The organism is Pseudomonas sp. HY13-MNA-CIBAN-0226 (assembly GCF_040310305.1).
Lineage (GTDB): Bacteria > Pseudomonadota > Gammaproteobacteria > Pseudomonadales > Pseudomonadaceae > Aquipseudomonas > Aquipseudomonas gregormendelii.
The window spans coordinates 63080-88585 of the sequence record NZ_JBEOPS010000027.1; the positions used below are offsets into that span (position 1 = coordinate 63080).

Annotated in this window: 21 protein-coding genes; 18 read left to right on the top strand and 3 right to left on the bottom strand. The window is 61.9% G+C overall.

Annotated elements, in window-relative coordinates; genetic code table 11:
• Positions 1-34: 34 nt before the first annotated feature.
• The 3 genes from AAEZ05_RS25305 (at position 35) to AAEZ05_RS25315 (ending at position 2920) form a co-directional block, all read left to right on the top strand.
• A complete protein-coding gene (locus AAEZ05_RS25305) occupies positions 35-1876 on the top strand; it encodes a potassium transporter Kup (RefSeq protein ID WP_045058562.1) in 1842 nt (613 codons plus the stop codon).
• Positions 1877-2023: 147 nt separating this feature from the next.
• The gene (locus AAEZ05_RS25310) at positions 2024-2314 is read left to right on the top strand and encodes a hypothetical protein (protein WP_350649387.1); all 291 of its coding nucleotides are present in this window, start codon (positions 2024-2026) and stop codon (positions 2312-2314) included.
• A gap of 15 nt (positions 2315-2329) precedes the next feature.
• Positions 2330-2920, top strand: coding sequence for an isochorismatase family protein (locus AAEZ05_RS25315; protein ID WP_350649389.1), 591 nt, complete (start codon positions 2330-2332; stop codon positions 2918-2920).
• Here AAEZ05_RS25315 and AAEZ05_RS25320 read toward each other — a convergent pair.
• A complete protein-coding gene (locus AAEZ05_RS25320; RefSeq protein ID WP_350649391.1) occupies positions 2891-4216 on the bottom strand; it encodes a spinster family MFS transporter in 1326 nt (441 codons plus the stop codon). The genes AAEZ05_RS25315 and AAEZ05_RS25320 overlap by 30 nt on opposite strands.
• Positions 4213-5196: a flavin reductase family protein gene (locus tag AAEZ05_RS25325; RefSeq protein WP_045058559.1), complete on the bottom strand. Its 984-nt coding sequence runs from the start codon at positions 5194-5196 to the stop codon at positions 4213-4215. Before AAEZ05_RS25325 ends, AAEZ05_RS25320 begins: the two co-directional genes overlap by 4 nt.
• Positions 5197-5392: 196 nt before the next feature.
• Here AAEZ05_RS25325 and AAEZ05_RS25330 point away from each other — a divergent pair, with 196 nt between their 5' ends.
• From AAEZ05_RS25330 to AAEZ05_RS25350, 5 genes are all read left to right on the top strand, one after another.
• Positions 5393-6829, top strand: coding sequence for a coniferyl aldehyde dehydrogenase (locus AAEZ05_RS25330; RefSeq protein ID WP_045058558.1), 1437 nt, complete (start codon positions 5393-5395; stop codon positions 6827-6829).
• A gap of 29 nt (positions 6830-6858) precedes the next feature.
• Entirely contained in the window at positions 6859-8439 is a 1581-nt protein-coding gene (locus AAEZ05_RS25335; RefSeq protein WP_045058669.1) for an amidase, read from the top strand.
• A 241-nt stretch (positions 8440-8680) separates the two neighbouring features.
• Entirely contained in the window at positions 8681-10399 is a 1719-nt protein-coding gene (locus AAEZ05_RS25340) for an FAD-binding protein (RefSeq protein ID WP_350649394.1), read from the top strand.
• Positions 10399-12099, top strand: a complete 1701-nt coding sequence (locus tag AAEZ05_RS25345; RefSeq protein WP_350649396.1) for an FAD-binding protein — start codon at positions 10399-10401, stop codon at positions 12097-12099. Before AAEZ05_RS25340 ends, AAEZ05_RS25345 begins: the two co-directional genes overlap by 1 nt.
• Complete coding sequence (locus tag AAEZ05_RS25350) at positions 12096-12878, top strand: SDR family oxidoreductase (protein WP_045058555.1); 783 nt, start codon at positions 12096-12098, stop codon at positions 12876-12878. The genes AAEZ05_RS25345 and AAEZ05_RS25350 overlap by 4 nt, the downstream gene beginning before the upstream one ends.
• A 204-nt stretch (positions 12879-13082) precedes the next feature.
• On the opposite strand, the gene AAEZ05_RS25355 is transcribed toward AAEZ05_RS25350, so the two are convergent.
• Complete coding sequence (locus tag AAEZ05_RS25355) at positions 13083-13868, bottom strand: enoyl-CoA hydratase (RefSeq protein WP_350649398.1); 786 nt, start codon at positions 13866-13868, stop codon at positions 13083-13085.
• 140 nt (positions 13869-14008) lie between these two features.
• On the opposite strand from AAEZ05_RS25355, the gene AAEZ05_RS25360 reads away from it, so the two are divergent.
• The 10 genes from AAEZ05_RS25360 to AAEZ05_RS25405 all read left to right on the top strand — a co-directional run bounded on the left by AAEZ05_RS25360 (position 14009) and on the right by AAEZ05_RS25405 (position 25419).
• Positions 14009-14794, top strand: coding sequence for an SDR family oxidoreductase (locus AAEZ05_RS25360; RefSeq protein ID WP_045058553.1), 786 nt, complete (start codon positions 14009-14011; stop codon positions 14792-14794).
• A 56-nt stretch (positions 14795-14850) separates the two neighbouring features.
• On the top strand, positions 14851-15819 hold the full coding sequence (locus AAEZ05_RS25365; RefSeq protein ID WP_205892364.1) for a bifunctional MaoC family dehydratase N-terminal/OB-fold nucleic acid binding domain-containing protein: 969 nt from the start codon (positions 14851-14853) through the stop codon (positions 15817-15819).
• 8 nt (positions 15820-15827) lie between these two features.
• Positions 15828-16961 carry an acyl-CoA dehydrogenase family protein gene (locus AAEZ05_RS25370; RefSeq protein ID WP_205892365.1) on the top strand — a complete coding sequence of 378 codons (1134 nt, stop codon included), beginning with the start codon at positions 15828-15830 and terminating at the stop codon, positions 16959-16961.
• Positions 16933-17352 carry a MaoC family dehydratase gene (locus tag AAEZ05_RS25375; RefSeq protein ID WP_045058550.1) on the top strand — a complete coding sequence of 140 codons (420 nt, stop codon included), beginning with the start codon at positions 16933-16935 and terminating at the stop codon, positions 17350-17352. Before AAEZ05_RS25370 ends, AAEZ05_RS25375 begins: the two co-directional genes overlap by 29 nt.
• 17 nt (positions 17353-17369) lie before the next feature.
• Positions 17370-18548, top strand: coding sequence for a lipid-transfer protein (locus tag AAEZ05_RS25380; protein WP_045058549.1), 1179 nt, complete (start codon positions 17370-17372; stop codon positions 18546-18548).
• A gap of 10 nt (positions 18549-18558) precedes the next feature.
• A complete protein-coding gene (locus AAEZ05_RS25385; protein ID WP_205892367.1) occupies positions 18559-19728 on the top strand; it encodes an acyl-CoA dehydrogenase family protein in 1170 nt (389 codons plus the stop codon).
• Between the two features lie 64 nt (positions 19729-19792).
• Complete coding sequence (locus tag AAEZ05_RS25390; RefSeq protein ID WP_045058547.1) at positions 19793-20998, top strand: acyl-CoA dehydrogenase family protein; 1206 nt, start codon at positions 19793-19795, stop codon at positions 20996-20998.
• Positions 20995-22137 (top strand): acyl-CoA dehydrogenase family protein, encoded by a 1143-nt coding sequence (locus AAEZ05_RS25395; protein WP_350649402.1) that lies wholly within the window; start codon positions 20995-20997, stop codon positions 22135-22137. Before AAEZ05_RS25390 ends, AAEZ05_RS25395 begins: the two co-directional genes overlap by 4 nt.
• 124 nt (positions 22138-22261) lie before the next feature.
• Entirely contained in the window at positions 22262-23944 is a 1683-nt protein-coding gene (locus AAEZ05_RS25400) for a class I adenylate-forming enzyme family protein (protein ID WP_350597731.1), read from the top strand.
• Positions 23945-24036: 92 nt separating this feature from the next.
• On the top strand, positions 24037-25419 hold the full coding sequence (locus AAEZ05_RS25405) for a DUF1329 domain-containing protein (RefSeq protein ID WP_045058544.1): 1383 nt from the start codon (positions 24037-24039) through the stop codon (positions 25417-25419).
• Positions 25420-25506: the final 87 nt, after the last annotated feature.

Genomic DNA, 25506 nt, shown 5'->3' on the forward strand with positions numbered 1-25506 from the left:
CGAAAATTACCCATCCAAAACGTCAGGAGTGGGCATGCTCGTCGCCGCTGTCGGCGTGGTATATGGCGACATTGGCACCAGCCCCCTCTACACGCTTAAAGAAGTGTTTTCCGGCCACTACGGCGTTCAGGTAAACCACGACGGCGTGCTGGGGATCCTGTCGTTGATCTTTTGGTCACTGATCTGGGTCGTCTCGATCAAATACGTGCTGTTCATCCTGCGTGCCAACAACCAGGGCGAAGGCGGCATCATGGCATTGACGGCTTTGGCCCGCCGCGCGGCCAGCCCTTATCCCCACATGAGCAAGGTACTGGTGCTGCTCGGCCTGTTCGGGGCGGCACTTTTTTACGGGGACAGCATGATTACCCCGGCGATTTCGGTGCTGTCGGCGGTTGAAGGGCTGCAGCTGGCTTTTGATGGCATAGAACATTGGGTGGTGCCCCTGTCAGTGGTCGTGCTGGTGGCGCTGTTCCTGATACAAAAACACGGCACCGCCCGCATCGGCATCTTGTTTGGTCCGATTATGGTGCTGTGGTTTGTGGTATTGGGCGCGCTCGGGATCCACGGTATTTTGCAGCGTCCCGAAGTGCTGCAAGCGCTTAACCCTGTTTGGGCAGTGCAGTTCTTCGTGGTTCATCCGGGAATGGGTGTGGCGATTTTGGGCGCCGTCGTGCTGGCATTGACTGGCGCTGAGGCGCTGTATGCCGACATGGGCCACTTTGGTCGCAAACCGATTTCCCGCGCCTGGTTCATTCTTGTGTTGCCGGGGCTGGTGCTCAATTATTTTGGCCAGGGTGCCCTGATCCTGGAAAACCCGGAAGCGGTGCGCAACCCGTTCTATCTGCTCGCGCCGAGCTGGGCGCTGCTGCCGATGGTCGCGCTGTCCACCCTGGCAACCATCATCGCGTCGCAAGCCGTGATCTCCGGCGCTTTCTCCCTGACGCGCCAGGCTATCCAGCTAGGTTACGTCCCTCGCATGTTTATCCAGCACACCTCCAGCCAGGAGCAGGGGCAGATTTACATCGGCACGGTCAACTGGGCGCTGATGGTCGGTGTCGTGCTGTTGGTGATCGGGTTCGAGTCGTCCAGTGCCTTGGCCGCTGCCTATGGGGTCGCGGTGACGGGCACCATGTTGATCACCACCATCTTGTCCTCGGCTGTCGTGCTGCTCCTTTGGAAAACGCCTCGGTGGCTGGCGATACCCATGCTGATCGGGTTTCTGCTGGTCGACAGCCTGTACTTCGCTGCCAACGCGCCTAAGATTTTCCAGGGCGGCGCGTTCCCGGTGATCGCCGGTATTGGTCTGTTTATCTTGATGACGACTTGGAAGCGCGGGCGGAAAATCATCGTCGAGCGGCTGGATGAGACCGCGCTGCCTTTGCCGCTGTTCATCAGCAGTATCCGTTCACAGCCGCCGCATCGTGTGCAGGGGACTGCGGTTTTCCTGACGGCCAGGGCCGATGCGGTTCCCCATGCACTCTTGCACAATCTGCTGCATAACCAAGTGCTGCACGAGCAAGTGGTATTGCTCACCGTAGTGTCCGAGGACAGTCCTCGAGTGAGTGCAGATAGGCGGTTTGAAGTTGAAGCCTATGGCGACGGGTTCTTCCGGGTCAGCCTCCACTTCGGCTTCATGGAAGAGCCGGACGTGCCTACCGCCTTAAGTCTTTGTCATTTGAATGAGCTGGATTTCAGCCCGATGCGCACGACCTATTTCCTCAGCCGTGAGACGGTGGTCCCAACGAAGCGCATGGGCATGGCACGCTGGCGAGAGGGTCTGTTCGCGTTTCTGCTGAAGAACGCCAATAGCAATCTGAAGTACTTCAAATTGCCACTCAACAGGGTGATCGAACTGGGGACTCAGGTGGAGATGTGAGGACGAGCAAGGCCTTTTGGTGGAGTGAGCCGCGCAACCGTTTAGAGACAGGCTCAAGGTGACGTGCGTCCACAGGTATCCAGGTTTACACTTTTGGCGCGAATCTGGTGAAAACTGGGTACCTGGCGAGATCAAAAAGGACTGCACATGAGCAAGTATCTGGCATTGTTGTTTGTTGGCGCCGCAGGTTTTGTCCAGGCGCAATCGCCGTGCTCTGAGGCATGGTACCAGTCGATCGACAAGAAACTGCTGACCGCCGATGCGCAAGGGCACGGGCCGGATATAGGCTCTGAGGAATGGAAATCCGTGATCGAATTCAAGCTGGAGGTGCGGGGCAGGGCAAACGTCCCTGATCGAAGCTCCGAGCAGTGGTGCACGTATATTGACCAGCAATCCAAGGCGGTGCGGTGGCCGGCAGCCGACTCGCGCTCCACTTGAAGGGACTGACATCACATGAAGGATGAAATCAGCCTGATCCCCCTTGTCATCCTTGACGTTCAGGACGCGATCGATCGCCCAAACTGGGATGGAAAAAACAATCCTGGGTACTTGGCAGTGATCCAGCGCCTGCTTGGCCTATGGCGATCAAACGGTTGGCCCGTTTTGCACGTGAAGCACGATGAACAGGCGCCTGCGTCCAGCTATTACGTGCATGGCCCATGGAATGGCATCAAGAAAGAAGTTGCCCCGATCCAGGGAGAACCGGTCATCACCAAACAGGAAAACTGCGCGTTCATTGGTACCGAACTGGATGCCGTGCTGACCAGGATGCGAGTGAAGCGCTTAGTGCTGACGGGGGTGGTGGTTCATAACAGTATCGACGCCACCGTTCGTGCGGGGAAAGCCCTTGGCTACAGGATCATCCTTCCCTCAGACGCTACGACCGCCGTGCCTGTCGTCGGGGCGCATGGGGAGTGCTGGGACGCGACAACGGTTCAGGCACTGACTTTGGCAATACTGGGTGATGAATATGCCGATGTCATGTCTTCGGACGAATTGCTCGCACAGCTCAGCTTAACCCCCGTGGCCATAACCCGTGCTTGACGCATGGCTCGCGGTCCGCATCAGCAATAGCACCGAGCAGATGACCGGCAGATTCACCAACAGCAGCGCATATCGCAGTGACTCCTGGCCAAACAGCGGAAGCAACATATCGCTGATCAAGCCGGTTGCCAGTGGCCCGATACCGACGCCGAGCAAAGTGCTGACGATGGTTTGTAAAGCCATGGCGCTACCCCGTCGACCGGGTGGCACCAGTTGGGTGACAAGGTTGTAGGACGGGGCGACCCACCAGACGGCAAAGAATGCGTAAAGCGCGCACCAGAGCATGGCGGTTGGAATCGGCACATCACCCAGGCGCACCAGCAGGGAGTCGGACCAGAGCAGATAGGGGACCAGCGCACAGATAGCCGCCAAGTGGCCGAAAATCGGGATTGAAACTTGCCAGTGTGGATTGCGCCGGCACAGGCGGTCACTCAACCAGCCGCTGAACAAACCACCGATTCCCGCCGAAATTCCGCAGATCACTCCTGCCAGCAATCCGGCGTGTTGCAGGGACAGGCCGTGTGAGCGCACCAGGAAGCTGGTGTTCCACATGCCAATGGCATAGGAACTGAGTGTGGTCAGTCCACCTGCGAGGATCAGGCAACGATACGCTGGCAGCGCCCACAGCTTGCGCGCTTCAGCGCCCATGCCCAGCAGGGCGTGAGGGGTGTGGGACTGTGTAACATCCCAACGACCGCGTTGAGGGTCGCGTACGAAAAGCGCGAGGATGGCGCTGAACACCAGCGCCGGCACCCCAAGGGCAATGAACGCACTGCGCCAGCCATAGTGCTCCACCACCCAGGCACCGATGCTTAACCCGATGATCGAGGAGAAGGTCGGTGCGGCGGTAAAGCAACTGATGGCAAATGAACGCCGTTGTGGTGGGTACAGGTCTGCGATCAACGACAGCGAGGCCGAAGTTGTCGGCGACTCGCTGACTGCAACCAGCATGCGCGCGAAGGCCAGCGCCAGGAAGCTGCCGGCCAGGCCACAAGCCATGGTCGCCAAGGCCCAGAGCAAACAGGACATTGCCAGCAGCCGTATACGTGGCATGCGGTCCACCAGGCGACCCGCTGGCAGGCCCATGAGTGCATAGACTGCCGCGAACGCCAATCCCGAGATCAACCCGATGGCGGTGTCGCTGACCGCAAATTCGGATTTGATCGGTTCGACCATGACCGCCAGTATTTGTCGACCGACGAAATTGTCGGCAAATACCATCGCCAGCAACAACAGCAACCCATGGCTGCCCCAGCCGACCCTGGCCGGTGGCAACAAACCTGCGCGGGCAGTCAACGTGGTGCCCACAGATCCGGCAGGCCGGGGTCGCTTACGACGATCAGGCGCTTGAGCAACACCTTCAAGGCTTGAGCGTCGGCCGCGCCGAGCTTGACGGCAAGATCTTCTTCCACGGCCTTGGCCAAAGCGACTTGATGCAGCGAAACTTCGCGGCCCTGGGCCGTGAGGACAAACCGCAAGGACTCTGCCGAGCCCTCGAACGCCACCAGGCGCTGGCGTTCGAGAAAACGCATGCTGGCCAGGGTGACTTCGCGGCCTGTGTAGTTCACAAAGGTGTTGATTTCCTCAAGGGTGAGGTTGTCGCGGATACACAGTATGGAAAGAACAAAAAACGTCTGTTCGTCCAGCTGCTGACTGTTCAATAGCTTGCGCAAGACGTTCAGCACTTGATAGTGCCCACGTCCCAACAGGTAACCGAGCAAGTCCTCGGTATAGCTGCACTCGGGCGGTGGCGGGGTGGTCGCCAGTCGCAGTTCGCTGCGTGGCTTACGCGTTGCCAGGGCGTACTGGCCGCTTTGGAACGCCAGCGGCGCGCGGTCGCTGTGATCGAAGGCGAGTACCTCACCGACAAAGATCACATGGTCACCGCCTTCGTACTGGAACGCCGTGCGGCATTGGAAACGCGCCGTGCAATCTTGCAATAGCGGTGCCTCGCTGATGCCATTGTCGAGTTCGATCTCGGCGAATTTGTCCTCGCCCTGAGTGGCAAAACGTCCCGACAGTGTCTCCTGCTCCGTGGACAGCACGTGCACATTCCAATGCTTGCCGCTGCTGAAGATCGGCAGACTGCGTGCCTGCTTGGAGAGGCTCCAGAGTACCAACGGCGGGTTAAGCGACACCGAGTTGAAACTGTTGGCGGTGATGCCAACCGGAGAGCCGTCTTCGGTCTGGGTGGTGATGATCGTGACCCCGGTGGTGAACGTGCCGAGCGCGGCGCGGAATGCCTGGGGATCGAAGCTGATGCTTTGCATTGCCATGACTGGCCTCATGGAGTGGAGTTTTCGTATGGCCAGTATTGGGCGTTTGCAAATGCCCAACATCGTCTCAACGGACTAACACTATTGCAGGGGCTCGTCCGATTGGACGAGGCGGCGCAGATGTCCGCAAGGCTAGGGTGGCGCCAGGCGCATGGGGCGCTTAACGGCCAATGAGCCGACCTGCAAGGGGATAACAATGAGTTCAGCCACGTCTTGCGTCGAAGACCTTTCCAGCCTGCTGGCGCGACAGAAGAGTGCTTTCGCCAGTGCCGGGAGAGTCAGCGGCGAAACCCGACGCCAGCGCCTGCAGCAGGTCATCGACTTGCTGGTCCACAACCACGCCGCATTGACTCAGGCCATTGACCAGGATTTCGGCGGGAGGCCTGCCGGTTTCTCATTGATGAATGATGTGCTGGGCGCACTGGCCTCGCTTAAACATGCCCGCGATCATCTGCAGGACTGGATGCCGGACGAACCCCGTCAGATGTTCAGCCCTTATGACCAGCTTGGCGCCACCGCCTGGGTCATGTACCAACCCAAGGGCACGGTAGGCATCCTCGGTACGTGGAATGCTCCGCTGTATACCTTGCTCAGCCCGTTGGCATCGGCTCTGGCGGCCGGCAATCGGGCCATCCTTAAGCCCTCGGAGGTGGTGCCACGCACCGCTCGACTGTTGGCGGATCTGTGCGCTGAACACCTCGATCCGTTGGTCGTTGCAGTGGTCAACGGCGGGCCGGAGCTGGGCGAGGCCTTCAGCAGCCAGCCCTTCGACCACCTGGTGTTCACCGGCAGCACGGCGATTGGCCGGCAGGTAATGGGCAGTGCTGCGAAAAACCTGGTGCCGGTAACCCTGGAACTGGGTGGCAAGTCGCCGGTAATCGTCTCTGCCAGCGCCGACTTGAACAAGGCCGCTTTCAGCATCGCCGCGGCTAAGGCCAGTAATGGTGGACAAATCTGCATCAACCCGGACCTGGTGCACGTACCCAAGGCCCGCCTCGAATCCTTCCTTGAAGCCTTGCGCAGCGCCTATCGCGATCTCAACCCAACCGTAGCGGGCAACCCGGATGTGGTAGCAGTGGTCAATCAGCGACATCTGCAGCGGGTCGAGAGCCTGGTCGAGGACGCGCAGGCACGCGGTGCGCGCGTCGAATGCCTGCCCGAACCCCTGGCCGTGGACACCCAGGACCGCCGTCGCCCGCTGCGGGTGGTGGTTGATCCGGCCCCGGAGAGCTCGATCATGCAAGAGGAAATCTTTGGTCCGGCCATGGTCGTGCTGGGGTATGACGACCTCGATCAGGTCATCGCGCAAATCAATGCAGGGCCACGTCCGCTGGCGCTTTACTACTTCGGCGAAGATGCGCAGGAGCAGCGCCACGTGCTGGAACACACCCTGTCCGGCGGGGTCACCCTCAACGACGTGATGATGCACGCCGCCCTGCACGATGCGCCATTTGGCGGTGTCGGCGCGTCGGGCATGGGCCATTACCATGGTCGCGAAGGATTTCTTGAATTCAGTCACATGCGCACGGTGTTCAAGGCTTCGGCCCACGACCCGCGCCGCGAGTGGGGCCTGTTGCCGCCCTACGGTGAGCACTACCTGGCGGCCATGCTGGCCGGTGTTACATCCGACTAATAATGATCAATCAGGGCGTCATCACTATCATGGCTAATCACGAACACTCACCGCTCAATCCTTCGACAACCTCTGAAGCCGGCTGGCCCCGTCGCAGCGTACTCAAGGCCGGTGCCGTGGCTGTTGGCGTCGGGCTTCTGGGGCGCTATGCAAACGTCCGCGCGGCGGGGATTTCGGCCAGCGACTACCAGGGCCTGGACGCCTGGGCGATGAGCCAGGCGATCCGCAGCGGCGAACTGAGTGCCGAGGACCTGATGGCGGCGGCCCTGGCTCGCTACAACGAAGCCAACCCCAAGGTCAATGCAGTGAACATGCTGCATGAAGGTTACGCTCGCACCTTGCTGGCCCAGCGTCGCGCGGCGGGCACTGAAAATCGGGGCGCCCTGGCCGGAGTGCCGCTGCTGCTCAAGGACCTCAACACTTCCTTGCAGGGCACCATTACCAGCAACGGTTGCCGGATGTTCAAGGACTCACCACCGGCCAGCCGCACCAGTGTCCTGATCTCCCGTTATGAGCAGGCCGGTGCGGTGCCATTCGGCAAGACCACATGCCCTGAGTTCGGCTTGACCACCACCACCGAATCCCTGGCCTGGGGCCAGACGCGTAACCCCTGGAACCTGGCCATGAGCGCCGGCGGTTCTTCCGGAGGCGCGGCGTCAGCGGTGGCGGCGGGGATCGTGCCCGTGGCCCATGCCACCGATGGCGGCGGTTCGATCCGCATTCCTGCTTCGTACTGCGGCCTGGTCGGACTCAAGCCCAGCCGGTATCGAACCCCCAGCGGACCGCTGCATTTCGAGAGCTGGTTTGGCGCCAGTGTGGCCAACGTCGTCTCACGCACGGTGCGCGATACCGCACTGTTCCTTGATGTCGGCCAGGGCCATGAGGCCGGCAGTGCGTATTGGTGCCCGCCCTTGGTCCGACCCTACGTAGAAGAGTTGCAACGCGAACCGGGCAAGTTGCGCGTGGCTGTCGTGCGCCAATCGTTGACCGGCGCGCCGCTTGAACCGGCGATTGCCGCGACTCTGGAACAGACCATCAAGCAACTGCTGGCGCTGGGGCATGAGATCGACGAGCTGGAGCTGAGGGTCGATCCCCGCCAGTTGTTCGGCGCCCATGGCATGGTGATCGGGACGGCCGTGCGAACCTTGATCCACGACCGTGAGCAGGTGCTCGGACGCGCTGCCACGGCGCAGGACCTGGAGCAAATCACCCTGGTGAATCTGGAACGTTCCAAGGATACCAGTGGTGAGGATCTGTACCGCGCCCGGCAATCGTTCGAGAGCATCGGCGCGACCATGGAACACCATTTCGAACGCTACGACGTGATCCTGTCGCCGGTCACCGGTAGCCTGACGCCGAAGCTGGGGCTGTTGTCCCTGGACCAGCCCTGGGACAGTTACGCCCACAACGCTATGGGCAGCGCCGGCTTCACGGTACTCGCCAACGTAAGCGGCCAGCCGGCGATCTCTCTGCCGCTTGGCCAGAGTGACGACGGCCTGCCGGTGGGCATGATGTTCACTGCGCGCCTGGGTGGCGAAGACGTGCTGCTGCGCCTGTCCAACCAGCTGGAACAAGCCCATCCGTGGGTCGCCAGGCGTGCCACCTTTTAGTTCCACGCCCTTGCAGTTCCGCACCTTTGTGGGAGCCAGTCTGCTGGCGATGGGCGCTGAAGTTCAACATCCTGTTGACTGATCCACCGCTAACGCGAGCTGACTCGCCTCCACAGGCAACCCCTAGTCCAATTTGACGATGAGCCAATCCCCCCGCAGCCCTGATCATGGGCTGCACTCCGCCAGCGCACCCTGCGTGGTCGGCGGTTTCTTTCTGACCTCAGCTAATGGCATAACAACAATGACGGCTCAAGTTCAGTCTCAGACCCACTATGACGTGATCGTCGTCGGTTCGGGCGCAGGTGCGATGACTTCGGCGGTGTTTCTCGCCGACCAGGGTATGCGGGTGCTGGTAGTGGAGAAAAGCGACCAGTACGGCGGCACGTCGGCGATCTCCGGCGGCGGTATCTGGATTCCGAACAACCACTATTTCGCTCGCATGAACGGCAATGACAGCTACGCAACGGCCCTGACCTATCTGCAAGCGGCGGCGGGCGAGCATGTCGACGACACTCGCTTGCGCGCATACCTGGACAACGCGCCGAAGATGATCGAACAGCTCACCCGTATAAGCCGGGTGCGCTACGCGGTGGCGGCGAAATACCCTGATTACTATCCACACCTGCCCGGGGCATTGGCCGGTGGACGAACACTGGACCCGGAGTTTTTCGATACCAGCCTGTTGGGCGAGGAACTCGCGAACCTGCGCAAACCGTCGCCTTCAACCCTGCTGATGGGGCGCATCGCCTGGACTGCGCGCGATGCACACAAAGCCATGGCCCGCAGTTTCGGCTGGCGCTTGCTGATCATGAAGCTGATGTTGCGCTACAAGCTGGACTTCAAATGGCGACGCAAAAGCAAGATGGACCGCCGTGCATCCCTGGGAAGTTCGCTGGTGGCCTCCCTGCGCCGCTCGCTGATGGACCGCAACGTACCGCTTTGGCTTAACACCGATTTCTGTGGCCTGGTCACCGAAAGCGGCCGGGTCAGCGGTGTCACGGTGATGCGTGACGGTGCCGAGCTGCAATTGCAGGCCCGCCTGGGGGTGATCCTTGCCTCGGGTGGCTTTGAACAGAACCAGGCGCTGCGCGACCAGTACTTGCCCAAGCCCACCCGTAAGGCCTGGAGCGCGACACCGCCTGGCAACAACACTGGGGCCGCCCTCGAAGCCGGCATGGCGCAAGGCGCCGCCACCGCGTTGATGGATTGGGCCTGGTGGGCGCCGACCATTGCCGTGCCGGGAGAGGACAAGCCCCGGGGGATCTTCGCCGAGCGTGCGTTCCCCGGCGCTATCGTGGTCAACGGTCTGGGGCAGCGCTTTGTCAATGAAGCGGCACCGTATCTGGAGTTCGTCGACGCCATGCATCGGGACAACCAGAGTACCGACGGGAGATCGGTGCCGGCCTGGGTGATCTTCGACGCGCACTTCCGTTTCAACTACGCCATGGGGCCATTGATGCCTGGTCAGGTCATGCCCGATAGCCGCCTGCGCAAAGAGTGGCTCAACAACCTGTACTGGAAAGCCGACACCCTGAGCGGCCTGGCCCGGCAGATCGGCGTCGACGGTGCTGGCCTTGAAGCCACCGTGGCCAAGGTCAACGGCTACGCAGAAAGCGGTGTGGACATCGACTTTGCCCGTGGCGGCAATGTCTTCGACCGCTATTACGGCGACTGCAACATCAAGCCCAACCCTTGCCTGGCGCCGCTGCGCAAAGGGCCTTACTACGCCATGCGCCTGGACGCCGGTGACATCGGCACCAAGGGCGGTCTGTTGACCAACGAACATGCCCAGGTGGTACGCGATGACGGATCGACCATCGCCGGCTTGTACGCCATTGGCAATTGCTCTGCCTCGGTGATGGGCACCAGCTACCCGGGAGCCGGTGGCACCCTCGGGCCGGCGATGACCTTTGGTTATGTCGCCGCCAACCACTTGGCCCGTCAGCTGCAGGAGGCGTGATGTCAATGACGGATAACGTCCCCAGCACCGACGTAATGCCATCCTTGCAGGTGGCCGATGGCAACAGCGTAACCTGGGACGAACAATGCGATGTACTGGTCGTCGGCTGGGGTGCTGCCGGTGCCTGCGCGGCGCTTGAAGCTCGGGCCGAGGGTGCCGACGTGCTGATCGCCGACCGCTTCACCGGCGGCGGTGCCAGCGCCAAAAGCGGCGGGGTGGTCTATGCCGGGGGCGGCACGCGCCATCAACAGGCGGCGGGCTTCAACGACAGTCCCCAAGCCATGTTCGACTACCTCAAGCACGAAACCCGCTCCGTAGTCAGCGATGACACGCTGCGGCGCTTCTGCGCCGACAGCGTGAGCAACCTCCAGTGGCTGGAAAGCCACGGCGCGTCCTACGCCCACCAGATGCCACCGGGCGGGGGAAAGACTTCTTATCCGCCCGACGGCTACTTCCTCTATTACTCGGGTAACGAATTGGTGCCTGACCACGGTGGCCCCTTGCCGCCTGCGCCACGAGGGCATCGCACCGTGGGCAAGGGGCAGGGCGGGGCGGTACTTTTTTCCCACCTGAAAGCAGCGTGCCTGAAGGCCGGAGCGAGAACGCTGTTGCAGGCGGCGGCGCGACGACTGGTCACCGATGCCCAGGGGCAGGTACTGGGTGCCGAGTTTTGGTGCATGCCCAAAGGCAGCAAGCAAGCCCACTTGCATGCCCGACTGTCCGCCCGCGCCGAACGTCTGCAGAACTTCGTCCCTGGCTATTGCAACAAACTGCGCAAGAAGGTCTGCCAACTGGAACGGGATTTCGCCAAGCCTCGCCGGGTGCGAGCGCTCCGCGGGGTGATCCTGAGCACTGGTGGCTTCATCTTCAACCGCCAATTGCTCGAACAGCACGCGCCGAAATTCCGGCGCAATTTCAAGGTCGGCGCCACCGGCTGCGATGGCAGCGGCTTGCGGCTGGGTGCCAGTGTCGGTGGTCAGGGGGCTGGGCTTGAGCGAGTATCGGCGTGGCGCTTCATCAACCCGCCGTACAGTTGGCACAAAGGCATCGTGGTCAACCGCGAGGGGCTGCGCTTCTGCAACGAAGAAGTCTACGGCGCCACCCTCGGCCAGCCCTTGATGGAAGAGCAGGGGGGCAAGGCGTGGCTGGTGCTGGATGCGCCGTTGCGCAAGAAAGCCATCCGCGAAGCGCTGTTCGGCGGCTACTGGTGGTTCCAGAGTTTTCCGGCCCTGGCCCTGATGCTGTTCAAGGTGCGCAAGGGCAAGAGCCTGACTGAGCTGGCCAGTGCGACGTCCATGGACCCCAACGTGCTGCGCGACTCTGTGCTGGCCGCCAACGCCGCCGCCCGTGGCGAGGCGCCGGAGCCGTTCGGCAAGTCCGAGGGTGGGCGCCAGGTGCTTGAACAAGGGCCGTTCTATGCCTGCGATATCTCCGTGACCAATCCGGTATTTCCCCTGGGCGCCCTGACCCTGGGTGGATTGCGCGTGGATGAGCGCAGCGGCGCGGTGCTGGACGAGCAAGGCCAGGCGATCAGCGGCTTGTACGCCGCCGGACGCAGCGCCCTGGGCATACCGTCGCACCTGTACATCAGTGGCCTGTCCCTGGCGGACTGCGTGTTCTCCGGCCGTCGAGCCGGCGCCGCCGTCGTCCGCGCATACAACCAGCAACCGCAAAACACCCACGCACAGGAGACCCCATGATGCCCCTCGAGCAAACGAGCAAGAATGGACGGGTTCACGGCAAGGTGGCGCTGGTCACCGGCGGCGCCAAGGGCATCGGCGCCGCCAGCGCGTGCCTGCTGGCAGCCGAAGGTGCCCAGGTACTGATCAGCGACCTGGACGTCGAGGCCGGCCAGGCTTTGGCAGCGGAAATCGGGCCGACGGCCGCCTTTATCCGCCACGACGTCAGCAACGAAGACCAGTGGCGCCAGGTCATCGAACATGTGCGCAAGCGCTACGGACGCCTGGATATCCTGGTCAACAACGCCGGTATCCTGATCGCCGGATCGATCGAAGAAACCAGTCTGGCTGACTGGCACAAAGTCATGCGCGTGAACGCCGACAGCGTGTTCCTGGGCTGTCGCGAAGGCATCGCGTTGATGAAGGACAGCGGTGGCTCGATCATCAACCTGTCGTCCATCGCGGCCCTGGCCGGGCGCGACGATTACCTGGCCTACAGCGCTTCGAAGGGGGCGGTGGCGGCGCTGTCGCGCTCGGTGGCGGTGATGTGCCGACGGCGCAAGTACCGCATCCGTTGCAACACCCTGCACCCCGATGGGGTACTCACCGATATGACCCGCGGCGGCTTCCCGGAAGGCGTCGACCCCAACCGCCTCACCATCGACAGCGACCCGATGAACCGCATGTGCCGCCCGGAAGACGTGGCAGCCAGCGTGTTGTTCCTGGCAAGCGACGAAGCCCGGGCGATCAATGGGGTAGAGTTGCGCGTTGATAGTGGGCAGATGGTGATGAGTATCTAGCGCCTCCTGAAACCCACTTCTGATGTTCACTCCGTATGAGCTGCCGCAGGCTGCGATCTTTTGATTTTTTGTTCTTCGAGCTGACAGAGGACTGGGCGCTGGATCGGATTGATAGGGCCGAATGGAAGATCAAAAGATCGCAGCCTTCGGCAGCTCCTACGGGGGATCGCAAGAGCTATAGAAATGAGGCCGACAGACGAGCGTCTAGTACCCCTCGAACCGGGCCGGACGCTTGTCGATAAATGCCTGCATGCCTTCCTTCTGATCCCGTGACGCAAACAGCAGCGCATTGGCCTTGCGCTCCAGCGCCAGGCCGGCTTCCAGCGGGGCGTCCATGCCCGCCAGGATCACCTCCTTGATCTGCTCGGCGGCCAACGCCGGCATCCCCGCGATGACGCGTGCCAGTTCCAGTGCGTGGGCCTGGACCTGGTCATCGTCCACCAGGTCGCTGACCAGCCCGGCTACCCAGGCTTCCTCGGCACTGATCGGTTGCCCGGTGAGTGCCATGCGCATCGCCTTGACCTTGCCTACCGCCCGCACCAGCCGTTGGGTGCCACCGATGCCGGGCATGATGCCAATACGAATTTCCGGTTGGCAGAAGCGCGCGCTGCGTCCGGCAACGATCAGGTCGGCGTGCATCGCCAGTTCGCAACCACCGCCGTAGGCGTAGCCGCAGACGGCCGCAATCACTGGTTTCGGACAGTGCTGGATCGGCCCCCAGACCCGCTCGGTGTGGCGCTTGTAGATATCGATGGGGCCGACCCCGGCCATGCTGGTGATGTCGCCACCGGCAGCAAACACCTTGTCACCGCCCGTAAGGACGATGCACCGCACCTCGGGATCAATTGCCAGCTGGCTGAAATAGCGCGACAGCAGCGCCTGCAATTCCAGGCTCAAGGCGTTGGTCGCCTGGGGGCGGTTGAGCCGCAGCAGGGCGACGCCGGGCAGCGGGCGTTCGAGCAGAACCGGTGCAGCAGATGAGTCGGACATGGGCATTCTCGAAGACCAGAGAGGGTATCAATGGCGCCAGTGTCCTGTTCACGGCGCTGAATTTTCATCGTCCGTTCAGACGTAGTTTGGCCTGCGGTTCGTCCCTAGAGTGGCTCTTGTCAGTAGAAAAGGAGCACATGATGGAGCTGCATTCGGGTCTTGATTACAGCGGCAAGGTGGTGCTGATCACCGGTGGCACCAAGGGCATCGGCGCTGGTATCGCGCTTGGATTTCTGGCCGCGAACGCACGGGTGATTGTCTGTGCCCGGCGCGAACCTGAGCAGGTGCCGACAGCGGGAGGCAAGCATGCGACCTTCATTGCCGCCGATGTACGTGACCAGGATTCCCTGCAACGACTATTCGCCACCATCGAGCGAGATTTCGGACGCCTCGATGTGGTGGTCAACAACGCCGGAGGCAGTCCTGCCGCCGACGCCGCCACGGCCTCGCCCAGATTTCATGAAAGCATTATCGGGCTGAATCTCATCGCGCCACTCAATGTCGCCCAGCACGCCAATCGCCTGATGCAGGCACAGGTGCAGGGTGGTTGCATCATTTTTATCGGCAGCATCAGTGCGCTGCGTTCCTCGCCAGGTACGGCCGCTTATGGCGCGGCGAAGGCCGGCGTGCTGGCGTTGGTGCAATCGTTGGCGGTGGAGTGGGGCCCCAAGGTGCGGGTGGTTACAGTCAGCCCGGGGCTGGTGCTGACCGAGCAGGCGCATCTGCACTACGGCACGCAGGCCGGTATCGCTGCCGTCTCTGCCGGCATCCCGGCTGCACGCATGGCGGTGGCCGAGGACATTGCCAACGCATGCCTCTACATCGCATCACCGCTGGCCAGCTATGCCAGTGGTTGCAACCTGTTGCTGCATGGCGGTGGTGAACGCCCGGCGTTTCTCGGTGCTGCGCAAGTTCTGCCCACCTGATCGACCTAATGCGGCAACCGGGTTCGGTAGCCGCCTTCAATGTGAAGGAGACGACTTTGGCTGATCCACAACTGCTATCCAATGTGCGCGCCCTGGTAGGGCGCCAGTACGGCCGGGTGTATGCCTGGGACGAGGTCAATGCCCCGATGATTCGCCAGTGGTGCGAAGTCATGGGCGTGGACAACCCGCTGTACACCGACCCGGGCTTTGCCTTGGGTACCGAACATGAGGGCCTGATCGCGCCGCCTGCGATGTTGCAGGTTTGGACCATGGAAGGCCTGCACGCCAATAACTATCCGCCCGGCTCCACCACTGAGAACCCTTACGAGGTGCTCAAGGAAATGGAAGCCTACGGCTATGCCTCCACAGTGGCGGTGAACTCCGAGCTGAGCTTCACCCGCCCGCTGCGCCTGGGGGAAAAACTCTACTACACCACGCGCCTGGATTCAGTTGGCGATGAGAAAACCACCGCCCTGGGCACCGGCTTCTTCGTCACTCTGATAATGAGCCACTTCGTGGAAAAAGCCGGCGGCGACGAGCCGGTGGGGGAGTTGCTGTTTCGCGTATTCAAGTTCCGTGCGGCGAACGCCCAGGCTCCAGCCAAGGTGGAAGCGGCACCGGTCAAGGCCAAGCGCCCGTTGCCGGGAATCAGCGACGACACGCGGTTTTTCTGGGAAGGCTGCGAGAAGGGGCAGTTGTTGATCCAGCGCTGCACGGCCTGCCAGACCCTGCGGCATCCACCGGCACCCGTTTGCATCCAGTGCCACAGCTTCGACTGGGACACCCTGCAGGCCAGCGGTCGCGCCACTTTGTATTCATTCGTGGTGATGCACTACCCCGAAGTGCCGCCGTTCGATTACCCCAACCCGATTGGCCTGATCGAACTGGAGGAGGGTGTGCGCCTGATCGCCGGGCTGGTCGGCATCGAGCGCGAGCAACTGCAGATCGGCCAGCGTTTGCAGGTCGAGTTCCAGTCCTTCGATGACCAACAGACCCTGCCGTTATTCCGGCCGGTAGAGGCATAGGAGCCACCATGGATTTCGAATTGAGCGAAGACCAGCGCGCCATTGCGCAAATGGCCGATGGCCTGTTTGTCGACCATTGCCATGATGACTACATGCGCCAGTGGGACACCAGCGGCGAAGCGATGATGGCGCCGTTGTGGACGTTGTGTGTCGAGACCGGCCTGCATGCCTTGGCAATCCCCGAAGAGCACGGTGGCAGCGGCCTGGGCATGACTGAGTTGATGCTGGTGCTGCAAGCCCAGGGTAAGGCCCTGGCCCAGGTGCCCTTGTGGCGTCATCAACTGGCCGCTGCGACCCTGGCCCGGTTTGACGCCGTCGACAATGGAGGGTGGGTTGCCAGGGCGGCATCCGGCGAGGTGCTGCTGAGTCTGTCTGTCGATGGTTTGAGCAGTGCGCTCGGCATCGAACTACGAGCCCGTGCTTGCGCCGACGGCTGGTTGATCGACGGCCGGGTTGCAGCCTTGGCGTTGGGTGATCAGTCCCAGGCGGCGCTGGTGTTGGTAGAAGCCGAAAACCAGCCGCGCTTGCTGCTGCTCGACCTTTCGGCGCCCGAGATACGACGGGTGTCGGCGGTGCTGACCCACGGCGAAGCGGTGGCCGACTTACACATCCAGGGTTTGACCGTGAGCGCCACCTCGCTGTTACCGGCTGAAGCTGTCGCCTGGCTTGAACTTCGCTGCACAGCGGCATTGGCGTCCTTGCAGCTGGGTGTCAGCGAAGAGCAGATCCGCCGCACCGTGGCCTACGTCAGCGAGCGTCGGCAGTTCGAACGGGTAATCGGCAGCTTCCAGGCGGTGCAGATGAGCATGGCCGATACCCATATCGCCGTCGAAGCCTTGCGTACGACCTTGTGGCAACTGGTCTATCGCATCGATGCCGATATGCCGGCGCCCAGTGAAGCGCTGGCCACTGCCTGGCTGGCCTGTGAAGCGGGGCACCGCATTGGTCACACCGCGCAGCACGTACATGGCGGCATCGGCGTCGATCTGACGTACCCGATCCACCGTTTTCTCTACTGGAGTCGCGGCTTGTCCCTTGCCTTGGGTGGCTCGGCGGCAAACCTGGAACGCCTGGGCGACTGGCTCAACGATAACGACAAGCTGGGATGGAAATATGACCTCGAAGAACACCAAGCGCTTTGAAGACGTGCGCCCCGGCGAAGTACTGCCGCAGCTTGCGGTGCCGATCACGGTGACCCTGATCAACGGTGGTGCGATTGCCACCCGTGACTACTTTCCCGGTCACCACGACGCGGAGGCGGCCCGAGCCCTGGGTTCGCCCCACGTGTTCATGAACATCCTCACCACCAATGGCCTGGTGCAGCGATTCATCGAACAGTGGGCCGGGCCGCTGGCGCAATTCAGCGCACTGAAAATCAAACTCGGCGCACCGAATTATCCCGGCGACTGCATGACGTTCAGTGGCAGCGTCAGCGCAGTCGATGCGGACACCCGCTCGGTGGAAATCACTTTGAGCGGCAAAAATTCCATGGGCAACCACGTGACCGGCACGGTCGCGCTGGTCCTGCCCTGACAGCCGGAGAGACACAGATGACTGATTCATCGATTTCCGGGCGTGCCGCGATCGTTGGTCTGGGCGCGACCGAATTTTCCAAGAACTCCGGACGCACCGAATTGCGCCTGGCCATGGAGGCCACCTTGAGTGCGCTCAAGGATGCCGGCATCGATCCGTCGGAGGTAGACGGCTTCAGCTCCTACTCGGTGGACAAGGTCCCGGAGTACGAAATTGCCCGTCTGCTGGGGTGCAAGGACGTCAAATTCTTCTCTCAGGTGCCCCATGGCGGCGGCGCTGCCTGTGGGCCGGTCATGCACGCGGCGATGGCGGTAGCCACCGGGGTGGCGAAAGTGGTGGTGGTGTACCGGGCCATGAACGAGCGTTCCTGGTACCGCTTCGGTACCGGCAACTACGGCTTTGCAGCTTCGCCGATATTCGACAACGTCAACTACGGCTGGTACATGCCCCACGGCTTCCATACGCCGGCAGCCTGGGTCGGGATGTTCGCCCAGCGCTACATGCACACCTATGGCGCCACCAGCGAAGACTTTGGCCGGATCGCTGTGGCCGCGCGGGATTTTGCGTCGACCAATCCCCAGGCGTTTTTCCACGGCAAGCCGATCACCCTGGAAGAACACCAGGCCTCGCGCTGGATCTGCGAGCCGCTGCACTTGCTCGATTGCTGCCAGGAGTCCGACGGCGCCGTGGCGATGGTGATTACCTCCGCCGAGCGCGCCCGTGACCTTCGGCAGAAACCGGTGACCATCAAGGCTGGCTCCCAAGGCATCAGCCACGGCCAGCAGAGCATGACCTCGTTCTACCGCGACGACATCACCGGGCTGCCGGAAATGGGCGTGGTGGCCCGCGAGTTGTATCGCCAGTCAGGCCTCGGCCCGGAGTCTTTCCAGACGGCAGTAATCTACGACCATTTCACTCCGTTCGTGCTGCCACAGCTGGAGGAGTTCGGCTTCGTCAAACGGGGTGAAGCCAAGGAATTCATCCGCGCCGGGCATCACGCCCGTGGCGGCAAGCTACCCATCAACACCCACGGCGGGCAACTGGGTGAGGCCTACATCCACGGCATGAACGGGATCGCCGAAGCGGTCCGCCAGGTGCGTGGGACGGCAGTCAACCAGGTGGCGGATGTGCAAAACGTACTAGTCACCGCCGGCACCGGCGTACCCACCAGCGGCCTGATTCTCGGCGCAGCCTAAGGAGCAGCAGATGTTCGTTGACCTCACTCCCGAACAACATGCCCTGCGCCATAAGGTGCGGGACTATTTCCAGGCCTTGATGACCCCGGACATGCGCGACCAGTTGCGGGGCAAGGAAGGCGGTGATCTATTTCGCCAGACCATCCGCCAGATGGGCCGCGACGGCTGGCTCGCGGTCGGTTGGCCAAAGGCCCACGGCGGCCAGGGTTACGCGGCCACCGAACAGTTGATCTTCTTTGAAGAAGCCAACATCGCCGGCGCGCCACTGCCGTTCGTCACTATCAGCACCGTCGGCCCTTCCTTGATGGCCCATGGCAGCGAGCTGCAGAAGGAACGTTTTCTGCCTGGCATTGCGGCCGGTGAAATCATGTTTGCCATTGGTTACTCCGAACCCGACGCTGGCAGCGATCTGGCCGTGCTCAAAACCAGTGCCCGCCAGGACGACGAAGGCTTCCTGGTCAATGGCAACAAGCTGTGGACCTCAGGTGCCGAATCGGCCGATTTCGTTTGGCTGGCGGCCCGGACCGATTCGACTCAGGCGAGGCATAAAGGCATATCGCTGTTGATCGTCGACACTACGACGCCGGGTTTCTCTCATACCCTGATCCCCACCACGAGCATTCCGACCACGGCCACCTACTACGACAACGTACGGGTGCCCAACGAAATGCTGGTGGGCCAGTTGCACGGCGGCTGGAAGTTGATCACCTCGCAACTGAACCACGAACGTCTCGGCCTTGGCACCTGGTCGGACAAGGTCGTGGCGCTGTTTCGCCGGGTCTATCTGTGGGCGCGGGCCTGTGACGAACAGGGCCGTCGAGCGATGGACAAGGCCTGGGTGCGCAGCTCGCTGGCCGAGTGTTACGCGCGCCTGGAAGCGATGCGCCTGATCAATATGCGCATTGCTGCCGACCTGGACCGCGATCGGATGGACGTGGCGCTGAGCTCGACCACCAAGGTGTTCGGCTCGGAGTCGGCCATCGAGATCCTGCGCAAGCTGGCGGGGATCCTCGGCGCCAACGGCTCAATGCGCAGTGGCTCGGCAGCGACCCTGCTGCAGGGAGAGCTGGAATTCGAGTTGCGCAGCTCACCGACCCTGACCTTTGGCGGCGGCACCAATGAAATCCAGCGTGAGCTGATCGCCCAGTTTGGCCTCGGCATGCCGCGCACCCAACGCTGACGCTGGTCCATCAACAACAAAAACGTACTCGGCCCGGTTCCGGCGCGGGTCGAAGGGGACTTTCATGAGCACTATCGAGCAATTTCGGCACGACACTCGTGCCTGGCTGGAGGCTAACTGCCCGCTGTCAATGCGCACCGGTATGGCTGAAGGCGATGTCGTGTGGGGCAGCCAGAACCCGCAGTTTCCGTGCGAAGACGCACGACTGTGGTTTGAACGCATGCGCGACAAGCGCTGGTTCTGTCCCGAGTGGCCTGAGGAATACGGCGGGGCGGGGCTGAGTGACGAGCAACTGGCGGTGCTCGAAAGCGAGATGCGCCGCATCAAGTGCCGGCCGCCACAGATCAACCTTGGTATCTGGATGCTCGGGCCGGTGCTGCTGGCGTTTGGCAGTGAGCAACAGAAACGCGATCTGCTGCCTCCCATTGCCCGTGGTGAAGTGCGCTGGTGCCAGGGGTTCTCCGAACCAAACGCCGGTTCCGACCTGGCCAGCCTGAAAATGGCCGCTCGCGATGCAGGCGATCATTTCATCGTCGACGGCAGCAAGATCTGGACCTCCTACGGCGACAAATCCGACTGGATGTATGCCCTGGTACGCACCGATTTCAGTGCACCGAAACACGAAGGCATCAGCCTGATCGTACTGGACATGCGCAGCCCGGGCGTCAAGCCGCAGCCGATCGATTTGATCAGCGGCAAATCGGCATTTTGCCAGGTGTTCTTCGACGCGGTGAAAGTCCCCAAGAGCCAGTTGATCGGGCCGTTGAACGGCGGCTGGACTCTGGCCAAATACCTGCTGCAGCACGAACGCAAGGCGATGTCGAAGTTCGGTGAGTTCAGCCTGCCGTCGCACTTCGACCTGCTGGCGCTGATGCGCGAGTACGTGCCGGCGCCACAGACCCAGGGCGAACATGCCCTGCAGGCCCGGGCCACGGCCTGTGCGATGAATGAACAGGCCTACAACCTGACCGTGCAGCGCATGGGTGAGGAGGCGCGGGCCGGCGACGACATCGGCGGCCTGATGTCGATCATGAAACTGGTGCACACCGAGCAGGAGCGCGACAAGTTCGAAGTGCTGCTCGATGCCATGGCCGGGCACGCCTTTGGTTGGGAGAGTGGTGCGTTCAGCGAGCAGCAACTGGCGGTGACCCGCTCCTGGTTGAACAGTTATGCGCTGACCATTTCCGGCGGGTCCTCGGAGGTCCAGTTGAACGTTATCGCCAAGCGCGTGCTGGGCTTGCCGGACGCCAAAAAAGGAGTTGCTGCATGAGCCTGCGTTATAGCGATGAACAGCGTTTGCTGGCCGACAGCGCCCGGGACTTTCTCGCCGCCCGCAGCCCGGTCAGTGCCCAGCGCCGATTGCGCGATGAGGCCGTAGCTTTTGGCTTCGAACCGCAGCTGTGGCGTGAAGCCGTGGAGTTGGGTTGGAGCGCGATTCCTTTTCCGGAAGACTTTGGCGGTCTGGATTTCGGTTGCAAGGGGCTCGGTCCAATCTTCGAATCCGTAGGGCGCAATCTGTCCGCCACGCCGCTGTTGTCCAGTGTGGTACTCGGTGGGTCATTGGTTCTTCTGGCGGGCAACTCGGCGCAACAGACACGTTGGCTGCAAGCTGTGATCGGTGGTGAGCAGCGCCTGGCCCTGGCCGTGGACGAACGTTCTCGCCACAACCCGAGCCACATCGCCCTGGCGGCCAAGGCCGATGGACAGGGCTATTGCCTGCAGGGCGACAAATTCTGGGTGATCGACGGGCTGGGCGCCGATGCCTATGTAGTGGCGGCCCGCACCAGCGGCCAGCCAGGCGACACTCAAGGTATCAGTCTGTTCCTGGTGCCGGCCGATAGCCCGGGGGTGACCGTCAGCGCCTTGGGGGTGATCGATTCGCGCAACAGCGCCCGCCTGCGACTGGACGAGGTGCGCGTGGGCAGCGATGCCTTGCTGGGCAACCTGGATGAGGGTTGGGCCGTGCTGGAAACCGCACTGGATCGCGGCCGCACCTGCCTCGCGGCGGAGCTGTTGGGGATGGCCGAGCAACTGTTCGAAACCACCCTGGAGTACCTCAAGACCCGGGTGCAGTTCGATACGCCGATTGGCACTTTCCAGTCGCTGCAACACCGCGCTGCGCAAATGTACATCGATCTTGCGCTGAGCCGCAGCGCCCTGATGGCCGCTTTGGCGACCCTGGATGACGCCGGTCATGACGCTCGGGCACGTGCTCGACTGGTCAGCCTGGCGAAATGGAAAGCCGGCGACACCGCGCTCAAAGTCGCCAATGAAGCCGTGCAGATGCACGGCGGCATAGGCGTTACCGACGAGCTCGATGTCGGCCTGTACCTCAAGCGCGTTCGTGTGGCGCAGAGCTGCCTGGGGGATCGGGATTTCCATTGCGAACGCTACTGCGCCCACGCCTGAAACCCTGTGGGAGCGGGCTTGCCCGCGAACGCGGAGTGTCAGGCAATGAGGATGTTGAATGTGCCAGCCTCTTCGCGGGCAAGCCCGCTCCCACAGGTCTCTCGGTTGTTCTGGAGATACACAAATGAGCATTGAACGCTGGCAAACCGCGTGGCGACAACTGATCGCCCCCGGTGCGCCGTTTGAGGTGGTGACGTCCGATGACGGCGCTCCACGTTACTTCCGGCACGCCGCGCGCGATTTGACGCAGGTTTTCGACGCCGGTCGGGTCCACGGTGACCGTGAATTCCTGGTCTGGCAAGCGCAACGCCTGACCTTCAACCAGTTCTTCGATCAGGTTGATCGACTGGCCGGGCAAATGGTGGCTCGTTTCGGACTGCAGCCCGGCGAGCGCGTGGCCATCGCAATGCGTAACCAGCCAGCGTGGCTCGTGGCGTTCGCCGCGATCGTGCGCTGTGGTGCGGTGTGTGTGCCGCTCAATAGTTGGGGGCTGCGCGACGAACTGCAGTACGCGCTGCAAGACAGCGATTCGCGCCTGCTGGTGTGTGATGAAGCACGGTTAAATACCCTGCATGAAGATTTGGCCCGTGAGCAGCGAGGCACGATAGTCGTCGGGGCGCAGGAAGCTTCGTCGCCCGAGTACTGCCTGCGATTCGAAGACTTGATCAACGCCCCGATATTGCCGGCACCCACGCTGGAAATCGATCCTGACGCGCCAGCACTGATCCTCTACACCTCGGGCACCACCAGCCGCGCCAAGGGCGCCGTGTCCAGTCACCGGGCAATCTGCCAGGCACTGTATGCCCTGGATTTCCAGGGTGCGTTTTGCGCCATGAGCTCACCCGAGCGTATCGGCGTGGTGATCAACAGTGGCTATGCACCTACCACATTGGCGGCAGTACCGCTGTTCCATGTCAGCGGCTTGCATGCGCAGTTCCTGTCGGCACTGCGCGGCGGCCGGCGCTTGATGCTGATGTACAAGTGGGATGTCGAACAAGCCATCGACCTCATTCGCGATGAGCGTTGCACCCAGTTCAACGGGGCACCGGTGATGATGCAGCAACTGCTTGCTTCGCCACGTTTTGGCGGCGAGCACACCGCCAGCCTCTTCGGTCTTGGACTGGGAGGTGCAGCTTCGTCCGCCGGGGTGCTGGACAACATGCTCAAGCTCAAGCCCGACGTGATTGGCGGTGCCGGGTACGGCCTGACCGAAAGCAACGGGATCGGCGCTGCCATCGGTGGTGATCCGTTCGTGTACAAGCCGCAGACCGCTGGCTGGCCGCTGCCGATAGTCGATATTCATATCGGCGAAAGCCCTGGCCAGCCCCAGGTGGCCGGGACTCGTGGGGTGATCTGGTTGCGCTCCCCAACCTTGATGAGCGCCTACTGGAACCTGCCCGAAGCCACTGCGCAAAGCCTGCACGACGGTTGGCTCGACACCGGCGATATCGGTTACCTCGATGAGGAAGGGTTTCTCTACATCACCGGCCGGGTGAAGGATTTGATCAACCGTGGTGGCGAGAAAATTTCCGCCGCGGAAATCGAGACGTGTGTCCTCGATTTACCCGGGGTTCTCGAAGCGGCGGCATTTGCCATTGCCGACCCGCTGCTGGGGGAGACGGTGGGGTTGGCCGTCCACGGCCAGGCTTCGACGCTGCCCCAGGAGGCACAAGTCTGCGCATTCATTGCCGAGCGCCTGGCCGCCTACAAAGTCCCGGCCCAGGTCTATCGGGTACTTGAACCATTACCACGCAATGCCACCGGCAAGGTGCTCAAGGCACAGCTGCAAGAAAAGTTGGGCGTCTGATTGCACCTTAGTCTTTCCGGACGATGTCGGGACCGCCAGAACACGAACAATGGGTCCATCTCACACAGCCTTATCAGCGTAGGAGGCATTACATGAAAATAACAACAACCGGTCTCATGCTCGCGGTCGCAGTCACAGCCAATAGCGGGCTGATGGTTTATGCGCACGCCGCAGTGTCACCTCAGGAAGCGGCCAAGCTGGGCAAGGAGCTGACCTGTGTCGGCGCCGAGCAAGCCGGCAACGCCGAGGGCACGATTCCACCCTACACCGGCAAGTACCTGGGCGAAGTACCGGGCTGGAACCATGTGAAATTTTCCGGGGACCAGCCAGTTGATCCTTATGCGGCGGAGAAGCCGATCCTGGTGATCACCGCGCAGAACATGAGCCAGTACGAGGCGCACCTGACCGAAGGCCAGAAGGCACTGCTGAAGAAGTACCCGACCACCTACAAGATGAATATTTACCCAGGCCATCGGGATTTTCGTTACCCCGATTACGTCTGCCGCCGTGCGATGGACAACGCGTTGCACGCCAAGCTGGTCAACGACGGCGACGGTTTCACCGGGATTGGCCAGGTGCCGTTCCCGATCCCCAAAAGCGGCGTGGAAGTGTTGTGGAACCACCAACTTCCGGCCCGAGCCTACACGGAGGAAAAAACCTCCGACCTGGCCTCGGTCCTGCCCAATGGCAGCATTGGCTGGGGTCGTGCCTACGCGCGCAACCTGTCGTTGGCCAACTCACCCACCACCGATTCCCGCACCGAAGAGAAACTCTCGGCCATGAGTAACAACATGACCCTGAAACCGGCCCGGGACAACGGCACCCTCAGCATTGCCCATGAACCCTACAACTATGGCACCGATGCGCGTCAGGCCTGGTCCTACAGCCCATCGACGAGGCGCGTGCGGCAACTGCCGGGTTATGGTTACGATCAGCCGATGATCGGCACCAACGGCACCATGACCGTCGACGAGGACCGTTTGTTCAACGGTTCACCGGAGCGTTTCTCCTGGAAACTGATCGGCAAGCGCGAGATCTATACCCCGGCCAACGCGTTCAAGCCTAATACCGGGACGGTCAAGTATGCCGACCTCCTGACACCCAATCATCCCAACCCTGACTTCATGCGTTACGAGTTGCGCCGCGTGTGGGTGGTGGAAGCCGACTTGAAGGAAGGCTTCCGTCATGTCTATGGCAAACGTGTGCTGTTCATCGACGAAGACACCTGGAACTCGGTGATGGCCGACAACTACGATGCCCGTGGGCAGCTGTGGAAACACGCCATGGTCAACTATTACTACCATCCTGACATGAGTGGCTGGCAGGCTGGTTCGCAGTTCTTCATGGACTTGAACTCCGGCCAATATACCGGCTACGGCATGACCAACGAGGCGAAGAAAGGTCCGATCCTCAACGAAGGCAAATTCACGCCGGACCAGTACACTGCGGATGCGGCACGGGCGATCGGGCGGTAACAGCTCGCGGTGTCTAGTCCTGAAATAGGTTTACATCTGTTTCACCCCAACGCCCGATGCACCGCATCGGGCGTTTTGTATTTCAAG